The organism is Rhodococcus sp. P3_B8 (genome assembly GCF_056402775.1).
In genome coordinates, this window is sequence record NZ_JBFUGT010000275.1 from 1 (window position 1) to 8,699 (window position 8,699).

Here is an 8,699-nt window from a genome sequence, read left to right on the forward strand (position 1 = left end):
GCACCACTCCGCAGGAGGTGGTAGGGGACGGGCGTACCGCCGCCCTGATCGTGACCGGCACCGACGCAGGCACCGAGGACCGGATCGAGTGTGGTCTGGTACTGCGGGCGGTCGGGTACCGCGGACTGCCGATCGCCGGCCTCCCGTTCGACGAGGCCGCCGGAACCGTCGCGAATGTGTCGGGCCGCGTCACGCTGCCCGACACAGGGCAGGCCGTGGCCGGCCACTACGTGGCTGGCTGGATCAAGCGCGGCGCGACCGGGGTGATCGGCACCAATCGCTACTGCGCGGCGGAGACCGTCGAGGCCCTCCTCGCCGATCACCGTGCCGGACTGCTCCCCGCCCCGACCGGGACCTCCGCAGACCTGGCGGCGCTGGTGCGCGAACGCCGACCCGACGCGCTCGGCGGTGCGGACTGGCGCGCGATCGACCGCTTCGAGCGCGAGCGCGGCCGCGAGGCAGGCAGGCCCCGCATCAAGATCGTCGACGCCGGGCAGGCGGCTGTCGTCGCGGGAGTGGCAGTCCGATGACCCCGAAGGACACGACCCAACTGCACACGTTCTGCCGCATCTGCGAACCGGGATGCGGCCTGCTCGCCGACGTCCGGGACGGCGAGGTGGTCCGGTTGCAGCCGGACCGGGATCATCCCGTGCACCAAGGGTTCTCCTGCCACAAGGGCGTGCACTACCTGCAGGTCCACTCCGATCCGGACCGGCTCGACCGGCCGCTGAAGAGGACCAATCCGCGGAGCGAAGAACGCGGCGACTTCGAACCCGTCGACTGGGATGTCGCGGCGCGCGAGATCGCCGGCAGGCTCCAGGAAATACGGAAGAAGTACGGCCGCAACGCCCTCGCCGTCTATCAGGGCAACCCGTCGGCGTTCAACGGAGCCTATTACGCGAACGCCGCCACGCTCGCCCGCGGCTTCGACACCCGGATGCGCTTTAGTGCGGGAACGCAGGACACATCGGCCAAATATGCGGCGAGTGAGGCGATCTACGGCGCGTCGATGGCGCATCCGATTCCCGACCTGCTRCACACGGACTACTTCCTGTGCCTCGGCAGCAACCCGCAGGTCTCGCACATGACGCTGATCCACATCTCGGATCCGATGGCCAAGATCCGCGCTGTGAACAAGCGCGGCGGAACCGTGCTGTTCGTCAATCCGCGCCGCATCGAGTCGTCGTCACCGGAGACCGGTGAGGTGCTGCTGATCAAGCCGGATACCGACTTCTACTTCCTCGCCGGAGTTCTGCACGAGATCGTGTTCCGGATCGGGTACGACCGGGACGTCGTGGAACGTCACGCGCGACGCGTCGACGAACTGCTCGACTTCGTCCGGCAGTATCCCGTCGACCGGATCGCCGCGGTCACCGGTATCGACGCCGACACGATCCGGCAGGTCGCCACCGACTTCTGCGCGGCGCCGAGCGCGAGCATCTACATGGCGACCGGCGTGAACCAGGGCCGGCAGGGCACCCTGGCCTATTGGATGCTCACCATGGTGAGCCTGTTCTCCGGCAACCTCGGCAGACGCGGCGGCAATATCTACTCCCGCGGTGTCGCCGATGTCGTGCAGGGCTCGAAGCGCAAGCGGGAGGACCCCTTTTACGACGGTCCCTTCGGTGAGATGCGCACCGTCAGCGGGGACCTGCCCGCCGCGCTCCTCCCGGAGTTCATCGAGAACCCCGACGACCCGATCCGCGCACTGATCGTGGTGTCGGGCAACCCGCTGCTGTCGGTCGGCGGGGACGGCCGCCTGCGCCGTGCGTTCGAGCAGTTGGACCTGATCGTGACCGTCGATCTGTATCGCACGGTCACCGGCGAGATGGCGGACTATGTACTGCCCGCGACGGACTGGCTGGAACGGGAGGACATCAACTTCCTCAACACGATGGGCGTCGCGATGGAGCCCTATGTGCAGTACACGCCCGCCGTCGTGCCGGCGAAGGGGGAGCGCCGCGACGACTGGTGGATTCTGTCCCGCATCCAACAAGAGATGGGCGTCCCGACCCTGCTGGACGACCCGGACCCGAATCCGTTCGCCGCGGTCGACGCGATGATGCGGGACTCGGGTCTGAGTATCGACCTTCTCGCGACGATGCCCTGCCAGACCGCGGTGCTGCCGGAGGCCGATCCCGCGCACGTGTTCAGTATCGCGGTCCAGCACGACGACGGACTGATCGACTGCTGCCCCGCACTGTTTCAGCGCTCGTACGACACCGCCGAACGAATTCTCGAGGAGCTGGCCGCGGAACCCGCCGACCAACTCAAGCTGATCACCCGGCGCACCCACTACATGGTCAACAGCTGGCTGCACAACCTTCCGGTGTTCAAACAGGTTGTCCATCAGAGCAATCCGTTGTGGATGAACCCGGACGACGCGCGGTGCCGGGGCCTCGTAGAGGGCGACGACGTCACTGTGCGCAACCGTCACGGCGAAATCGAGGCGGTTCTGGTCTGCGACGACACCCTCCGGCCGGGTGTCGTGGCGATGACGCACGGCTGGGGGCAGGGCACGGCCCGAGGGCTGGACGTGGCGAGGCGCAACCCGGGTGTGAACGTCAACCGGCTCGCGCCCACCGGCACGGACGGTTACGACCCCCTCAGCAACCAGTCACAGCTCACCGGCATCAACGTCGAGGTGATCCGGGCCATGGGATCCCCTCGGGGAAGAATTGACGTTCAGGGCAGTGGCGCAACGCATGACAGCTGGGCGCGACGGCCGCCGCCGGCTCCAGGAGATTCCGGACGATACGCAGAGTGATGTCGTCATAGACCATGGTCCCGTGATTGGTCAGGTTCTCGGCGCAGGAATCTTGGACCACGACGTGGGAGACGTTCGGTCCGGGTGGTAGCTGAGACTCGCTCAGTTGCACGACAAGATCGGACCGGGAAGTGACAGTGGCGTATTCGACTTCCGGCCGGGTCATTCCGTCGACGCCGGTTTCTAAGACAAACGCCGAACCTGCGGTGCCGCCGTCGACCGCGGGAATCGCGCGTCCGACGAGATCTTTGGCCTGGGGGTGTCAGGCGAGGAGATTGCACGAGCCTGCCCTGCGAATGCCCGACGATGTCGATCCTGTCCGCGCCGGTGGCGGCGAGAACTTCCTCGACGTAGTTACCGAACTGTTGCGCGGACACGCGCATGTCCCCGGTCTGATTGAACGGTCCGGTGTTTGGTTCACCGTAGTTCAGGCCGAAGATGCAATAGCCGTCCGCTTTCAGCTGTGGTGAGTACATCGCCCAGTTGGCGTACAGCCAGGAGACTGCACACTGCCACCCCGCGCGCGACTACACCCATCTCGTCCCACTCCTCTTCCGCGACTGCGGGCAATCGGCTACTTATCTAAGGAGTCTAGGTTCTCGACGGGCGACAAGGGCGAGAGCGGCGAATCGGGTGCGGCCGAGAATAGTCAGCCGCACCCGTTTCGCCTGCCCGGATTCGATCAGGCCTTCATCAGATCGCGATGGATGATTTCCTTCATGATCTCGTTGGTACCGCCGTAGATCCGTTGGATTCGAGCGTCGATGTACGCCTTCGCGACGGGGTACTCCATCATGTAGCCGTAGCCGCCGTGGAATTGGACGCCGGCATCGATCACCCGGCCTTGCAGTTCGGTAGCCCAGAGCTTGGCCTTCGCGGCGTCGACGGCGGTGAGGGTGCCGGCGTTGTGTTCACGCACGCACCGATCGACGTACGCACGCGACACCTCGACGGCCGTCTGAAGTTCGGCGAGTGAGAAGCCCATGCCCTGGAAATCGCCGATACGCTTGCCGAAGGCGGTGCGTTCCTTGACGTAGTCGAGCGTCCAGCCGAGAACTGCCTCGGCCGAGACCTGTGCGGCGATGCCGATGCCGAGTCGTTCGAGGGGAAGACTCTGCATCAGATACGCGAAGCCGGAGCCCACCTCACCGAGCAGATTCTCCTTCGGGATACGTACGTCCTCGAAGAACAACTCGGCCGTGTCCTGCGCGTGCAGACCGAGCTTGTCCAGTTTGCGGCCTCGGCTGAATCCCGGCGTTCCGTCCTCGACGACGAAGAGGCTGAAGCCGCGGGAGCCGGCAGAGGGATCTGTCTTCGCGAATACGATCACAATGTCGGCGAGGATGCCGCTGGTGATGAAGGTTTTGGACCCGTTGATCACCCAGGTGTCGCCGTCGGCGACGGCAGTGGTCTGGATGGCACGCAGGTCGCTGCCCGCGGCAGGCTCACTCATGGCGATCGCACCGATGGTTTCACCGGTGACGAATCCCGGCAACCACCGTCGGCGCTGGTCTTCGTCGGCGTGACGGAGAAGGTAGTTGAGGACGATGTCGTCGTTCGTGGAGAACCCGGACTGCAGAGCCGATGCGCCGACTCGGGCGATTTCCTGCTGGATCACGAACCGGAAGCGGTAGTCGAGTTCACCGGGCCCGCCGTACGCCTCGGGGACGGGTAGTCCGAGCAGGCCCTGGCGGCCCGCCGCCAGCCAGGTCTCACGATCGATCAGGCGATCCGCATCCCATTTCTCGAGTTGGGGAACCACGTGCTTGTCGATGAATCCACGGACGGATTCGCGGAACAACTCGTGGTCCCGGTCGAAGAGATCGCTCTGCATGTTTTTCCTCCTGATGCGGGACGCCCGTCAGGCGACCTGCACATCGTGTGTTTGTCAGTTCGTTGCCAGCAGTTTCTGGGTCTCACGCCGGAACACCTGGTTGGCAACCTCGTTCTGGCCCAGCACCATCCGTCCGGCGTTCGCGCTCGTCATACCGTGCTGGGAGTCCCGCAGGAGTGGGAAGTCCTCGGCATGAAGAACTGCGAGCAGAATCTCCCAGTTCTTGTTCCACAGGCGAGTCCACTTCTCCTCGGTCATCTCGGTGTCCGCCACTGGTGGCACGATCAGACGCATCTCCATGCGGCAGCGCTGCGGATCGGTGGGGTGGGGCCGGAAGGTGAGGAGCTGGAAGTGATCCGGCTGCCGCAGCAGGGTGCTGTTGGGAAGCAGGAAGTGGGTTTCCGTGATGTCCTTGGCCAGGCTTCGGTCGCCGGGGTCTTCCTCGATCCACCGATCGATCGACTTACGCGGGGCGATGAAGCGGCAGTGCCTGCCGAAGTCCTCGAACGCCATCACGTTGGTGTGGATGTGCTTGGCGGCAGTGTTGGGGTGGGCGTACTGGATGTGGTACCCGTCGAGAAAGGCGTCCTGCATGATCTTCCAGTTGACCGGCTCGTCGAATCCCTCGGACTGGACGGCGATCTTGGAATCGAGGTCGTACCCGGACAGAATTGCATCCATCTCTTTCCCGAGCCAGCCGGCCACGTCGATCTCGGCGTTCGCCTCGTCGACGACCCAGATGAAACCGTGGCGCTCCTCGGTCGGCAGTTCGACGAGGCCCWTGCTCGTGGTGTCGGTTTCCCCGAAGGTGTTGTCACGGGTGATCGTCCGCAGGGTGCCGTCCGTGTCGTACGACCACCGGTGGTACGGGCAGGAGAACAGGCGGCAGCGGCCMTTCTCCTCCTTCTCGAGGAGGGCGCCCCGATGCCGGCACAGGTTGACGAATGTCTTGACGCCACCGTCGCGCTGGCGGACGACAATGATGTTGTTCCGCGGCATCTGCAGGGTGAAGAAGTCGCCGGAGCGGGGGATCTCGGAACCATGCGCGACGATCGAGGGAACCCGTCCGAAGATGAGGTCACGCTCTCGCTTGGCTATGGCCGGATCGGTGAATTCCTCCGGCTGAAACCAGGTGATGTGGTCGAACTCGTCCGTCGTGTCGTTGCGCAGGTGATCCAGGGCCCGGCGAATGCGTTGCTCGCGGGGTGCTCCGACCTCGGTCATTGCATCTCCTCCAGTCTCGTGGACGCGCCCGGCTACCGTGTGGTCACCGGCTTGCGAACGTGTGTGCTGCGGATCAACGCCTCTAAATCTAACTGACGTAGTTTTACCTGTAAACCCCGGCGCCGAGGTTGCGGCAGGAATCGGGTCTTGCGCTGAGAATCTACTGGGATTAGATTATTGCCCACTGCGGTCGATGTGATCCGATTCACTCGGCGACGTGATCCCGGCGACGATCGGGCTGCCGGTTGCTATCGAACGGGAGGTACCTGCCGATGCACACTGACACGTCGGTCAGGACCGTACGAGCACGGATCGGGTCTGCGGTGTCGAGTGAGAGGTCCGAGAGCCTGGCGGGCACCACGATCGGCGTCGTCGGCGCCGGGATGATGGGTGCGGCCATCGCCTACACCTGCGCGCGGGCCGGAGCCGACGTCGTGCTGTGGGCGCGAACTCTTGAGAATGCGCGCCGAGGCAAGTCGTACGCCGACCGGCGGGAAGCTCATGCGCGAAATGCGGGGACCTCGAACAGACGGATGTCGCAGGCCTTGCTCGGGCGCATCACGCCCACCGAGTGCGTCACGGATCTGTGGGCGTCCGCGCTGGTGATCGAGGCGGTCGCAGAGAACGTCGCCGTCAAACAACAGGTGCTGCAGATGGTCGAGGCAGTCACCGAGGCTCCTACGGTGCTTGCGTCGACGACGTCGACCCTGCCGATCGCCATTCTCTCCTCAAAGCTACAACGCCCGCAGTGCTTCCTCGGGATGCACTTCTTCTCGCCCGCCGACCGGATGTCGTTGGTGGAGACGATCGTCGGATCGGGTACATCGCAGGCCACCGTCGCGGCGTCACTGGCGTTCGCGCGGATGCTCGGGAAGGTACCGATCGTGGTGGGTGATAGTCGGGGGTTCTTCACCAGCCGTGTGATGGAGCGCTATCTCGACGAGGCATTGGTCGCGGTCGGGGAGGGAATCGATCCGGGCCTTGTCGAGCGCGCAGCGACCGCCGCCGGCTATCCGGTGCCGCCGCTCCGCTTGCTCGACGAGATCACGTTGACGCTCAACCGCGCGGTGCAGCGCGAGAACCGTCTGGCCGTCGAGGCGGCCGGCGGGACGTGGCGGGGGAGCGAAGCGGACAGCGTCCGCGACCGAATGATCGACGAATGCGGTCGCGGGGGCAGGTCGGACGGTCAGGGCTTCTACGAGTACGACTCGGACGGTACGCGTTTGGGATTGTGGCCCGTCCTTCGTGAGGTGTTCGGGCCCGCACGGCGTATTCCGTGCAGCGATATGCGCGACCGGTTGTTGTTCGTCGAGGTCCTCGAAGCGCTGCGTTGTCTCGGCGAAGGTGTCGTCGGATCCGAGACCGACGCCGACAAAGGATCTGTTCTCGGCATCGGGTTCCCCGCGCACACGGGTGGGGTTCTGTCGTTCAGGCGTTCCTATCCGGGTGGCGAGAACGGGTTCACCGCTCGTGCCCGCGAGCTTGCAGGCCGTTACGGCGACCGCTTCCTCCCACCGGAGCGGAGTTCGGAACCATACGATCAACCGGAGTGCCCATGACCTACGTAGTTACCCAAGCCTGCTGCAACGACGCGACGTGTGTCGCGGTGTGTCCGGTGAACTGCATTCACCCGACTCCCGATGAAGCGCAGTACCAGCGCACCGAGATGCTGTACATCGATCCGGCCGCTTGCATCGACTGCGGGGCCTGCGCCGACGTGTGTCCGGTCGACGCGATCGTTCCCGACAGCGACCTCACCCCGGATGCCGAGATCTACAAGGACCTCAATGCCGCGTACTTCCTGGGCAACCCGACCGTGTCCGGCCCGAGCGAGGTGCCGACCGCATCTGTCGTCGCGGCGCCCCGGCCCGGTCCGCTGAAGGTGGCGATTGTCGGTTCAGGTCCCTCCGCCTTCTATGCAGCCGAGGAGTTGTTGACTCGGCGCGACGTCGACGTCGATGTCTCCATGTTCGAGCGGCTCCCGGTCGCCGGTGGGCTCGTCCGGTTCGGGGTGGCTCCGGATCACCAGACCACGAAGGCCGTCGAGCGGGTCTTCTCCCGTACTGCCGGCCGCAACGGTTTCCGTGCCTTCCTCGGTGTGGAGATCGGTCGGGATATCAGTGTCGACGAGCTGCTCGATCATCACCATGCGGTGATCTACGCGAGTGGTGCGTCCGACGACCGCAAGCTCGGCATCCCGGGCGAAGATCTGCCGGGGAGTCTTGCTGCACGCGAATTCGTCGCCTGGTACAACGGACATCCGGACTCCGCGGGTCGCACCTTCGATCTGTCGGGGCGTCGTGTCGTGGTGATCGGAAACGGCAATGTGGCGTTGGACGTGGCACGGATCCTGGCGTGCGATCCCGACCGGCTCGTCCCAGGTGATATCGCCGAACATGCCCTGGATGCACTTCGGCGCAGCACTATCGAAGAAGTCGTGGTCCTCGGACGCCGAGGGCCGGAGCATGCAGCGTTCACCACACCCGAGCTGATAGCGCTGGGAGCGTTGCAGGAGGTCGAGGTGAGCGTTCACGGCGGATAYGACGCTTCCGACGATGCCCCGTTCAAGTTGCGGACGCTGGCCGACTACGCACGCCGCTCTCCTCGACCGGGTCGGCGGAAGATCACCCTGAGGTTCCACGGGACGCCCGTCGAGATCCTCGGTGACAGTCACGTCGAAGGTCTACGGATCGCGTCCACCCGGACGGACGGAGGCGAAGAGGATCTCGAGACCTCGTTGGTACTGCGTTCGGTCGGCTACCGCGGTGCTCCCGTGCCGGGGTTGCCGTTCGACTCGAAACGCGGCACGGTCCCCAACGTTGCAGGCCGCGTGTTCGATCCGGTGGACGAGCGTCCGGTGCCGGGGGTGTATGT

Annotated in this window: 6 protein-coding genes and 1 pseudogene; 4 read left to right on the forward strand and 3 right to left on the reverse strand. The window is 65.1% G+C overall.

Features of this window, described 5'->3' with window-relative positions:
• Positions 1 to 530, forward strand: a pseudogene (locus AC1D1G_RS36945) (ferredoxin); the annotation flags it as partial.
• Positions 527 to 2,767, forward strand: a complete 2,241-nt coding sequence (locus tag AC1D1G_RS36950; RefSeq protein WP_283352069.1) for a molybdopterin-containing oxidoreductase family protein — start codon at positions 527 to 529, stop codon at positions 2,765 to 2,767. The pseudogene AC1D1G_RS36945 and the gene AC1D1G_RS36950, both read left to right, overlap by 4 nt.
• A 5-nt stretch (positions 2,768 to 2,772) precedes the next feature.
• Here AC1D1G_RS36950 and AC1D1G_RS36955 read toward each other — a convergent pair whose 3' ends face one another.
• The 3 genes from AC1D1G_RS36955 to AC1D1G_RS36965 all read right to left on the reverse strand — a co-directional run bounded on the left by AC1D1G_RS36955 (position 2,773) and on the right by AC1D1G_RS36965 (position 5,825).
• The gene (locus AC1D1G_RS36955; RefSeq protein WP_477956021.1) at positions 2,773 to 3,243 is read right to left on the reverse strand and encodes an esterase/lipase family protein; all 471 of its coding nucleotides are present in this window, start codon (positions 3,241 to 3,243) and stop codon (positions 2,773 to 2,775) included.
• Positions 3,244 to 3,449: 206 nt separating this feature from the next.
• A complete protein-coding gene (locus AC1D1G_RS36960) occupies positions 3,450 to 4,601 on the reverse strand; it encodes an acyl-CoA dehydrogenase family protein (protein ID WP_283352071.1) in 1,152 nt (383 codons plus the stop codon).
• 54 nt (positions 4,602 to 4,655) lie between these two features.
• A complete protein-coding gene (locus tag AC1D1G_RS36965) occupies positions 4,656 to 5,825 on the reverse strand; it encodes an aromatic ring-hydroxylating oxygenase subunit alpha (protein ID WP_477956024.1) in 1,170 nt (389 codons plus the stop codon).
• 323 nt (positions 5,826 to 6,148) lie between these two features.
• Here AC1D1G_RS36965 and AC1D1G_RS36970 point away from each other — a divergent pair, with 323 nt between their 5' ends.
• Together AC1D1G_RS36970 and AC1D1G_RS36975 are read left to right on the forward strand one after the other, a co-directional pair.
• Positions 6,149 to 7,384 carry a 3-hydroxyacyl-CoA dehydrogenase family protein gene (locus tag AC1D1G_RS36970; protein WP_283352073.1) on the forward strand — a complete coding sequence of 412 codons (1,236 nt, stop codon included), beginning with the start codon at positions 6,149 to 6,151 and terminating at the stop codon, positions 7,382 to 7,384.
• Positions 7,381 to 8,699: FAD-dependent oxidoreductase (locus tag AC1D1G_RS36975; protein WP_477956025.1), on the forward strand; the 1,319-nt coding region annotated here is incomplete at its 3' end. The genes AC1D1G_RS36970 and AC1D1G_RS36975, both read left to right, overlap by 4 nt.

Bases quoted from the DNA above. Each gene is read 5' to 3' on its own strand.
- AC1D1G_RS36955 (WP_477956021.1), bottom strand. From the start codon at position 3,243: ATGTACTCACCACAGCTGAAAGCGGACGGCTATTGCATCTTCGGCCTG.
- AC1D1G_RS36960 (WP_283352071.1), bottom strand. From the start codon at position 4,601: ATGCAGAGCGATCTCTTCGACCGGGACCACGAGTTGTTCCGCGAATCC.